Raw genomic sequence first — 533 nt, 5'->3', positions numbered from 1 at the left:
GTATTGGCCTCCATAGTGACACTAAGGTTCTCAATAACATATTTATTTTTTTCCCCAGGATAGCCATAGACTATATTCTTGAGCTCAATAGTGTATTTTGGAACAATGGCGTCAGATACATCGACGGCACAAGACGATGCCAACCCAAGATCGGCTTCTATATTTTCAAGGGCAGCACTTGAAAACTTCAGCCTGGCCACTCCGCGATAAATTATTTGTACAGCAGGTAAAATGCGGTAAGCAGCAAAACCATAAAGGCCCAGCGCAGGCAGCACATGGGCAACATCTCCAGATCGCCACAGCAATGCAAGAGCCACCAGAATCAATCCGGAATATCCTACGGCCTCCACAATGTACAAAGGGGAATGACTCAGTGTTTCAGCTGTAGCCGAGTGTCTCGAGAACTCATGTGAAGCACGGGAAAAATCTTTCAGATAGGCATTCATGGCATGGGCCACCTTGACATCCTTCACGCCATTCAATACCTGTCTCTTATACACATCTGACGCTGCCGACGAAATGCGAACAGTGTA

Annotated in this window: 1 protein-coding gene; it reads right to left on the bottom strand. The window is 46.3% G+C overall.

Going from position 1 to position 533, the window contains the following annotated elements; all coding sequences use genetic code 11:
- Positions 1-446: ABC transporter ATP-binding protein (locus tag JHD82_RS29020; protein WP_199140356.1), on the bottom strand; the 446-nt coding region annotated here is incomplete at its 3' end.
- Between the last annotated feature and the right edge of the window lie 87 nt (positions 447-533).

The organism is Delftia sp. ASV31 (genome assembly GCF_016428765.1).
GTDB lineage: Bacteria > Pseudomonadota > Gammaproteobacteria > Burkholderiales > Burkholderiaceae_C > Comamonas > Comamonas acidovorans.
The sequence above is the reverse complement of the archived record's forward strand: the minus strand, read 5'-3'. Positions and strand labels throughout refer to the sequence as shown.